The organism is Allobosea sp. (genome assembly GCF_051860145.1).
In the GTDB taxonomy this organism is placed as follows: domain Bacteria; phylum Pseudomonadota; class Alphaproteobacteria; order Rhizobiales; family Beijerinckiaceae; genus Allobosea.
Genome location: NZ_JBHYEM010000056.1, coordinates 1 through 601 on the forward strand (window position 1 = coordinate 1; position 601 = coordinate 601).

Annotated in this window: 1 protein-coding gene; it reads right to left on the reverse strand. The window is 65.9% G+C overall.

Annotated features, from left to right (window positions below):
- Nucleotides 1–601: sigma factor (locus tag ACTIF2_RS27670; RefSeq protein ID WP_439500349.1), on the reverse strand; the 601-nt coding region annotated here is incomplete at both ends.

The following is a 601-nucleotide window of genomic DNA, read 5'->3' on the forward strand; positions in this document are numbered from 1 at the left end:
CAGGCCGATGTTGCCCTCCTGGATGAGATCCAGGAACTGCAGGCCGCGGTTCGTGTACTTCTTGGCGATGGAGATGACGAGGCGGAGGTTCGCCTCCACCATCTCCTTCTTCGCCTGCCGGGCCTCGCGCTCGCCCTTCTGCACCATGTGGACGATGCGGCGGAACTCGATGATCTCGAGGCCCGTCTCGGTCGCCTGGTTCTGGATCTCCTGGCGCAGTTCTCTGATGCGGTTGGCCTCGCGCGAGACGAACTCGCGCCAGCCGCGGGCGGACAGGTTCGCCACCCGCCGCGTCCAGTTCGGATCGAGCTCGGAGCCCTGGTACTCGCGCAGGAAGCTGTCGCGCGACACGCCGTAGGATTCGGCGAGGCGCAGCAGCCGGCCCTCGTGGCCCATCAGCCGGCGGTTGATGTCGTAGAGCTGCTCGACCAGCGCGTCGATGCGGTGCTGGTTGAGCGACAGCTCCTTCAGCTCGGCGACGATGTCGTCGCGGAACTTCTTGAAGCGCCGCTCCTGGCTCGGCGACAAGAGCTTGCTCTGCAGGCGCTGCTCGACGTTCTGGTCCTGCAGGCGGCGCAGCTTCTTGTAGTTCTCGGCGATG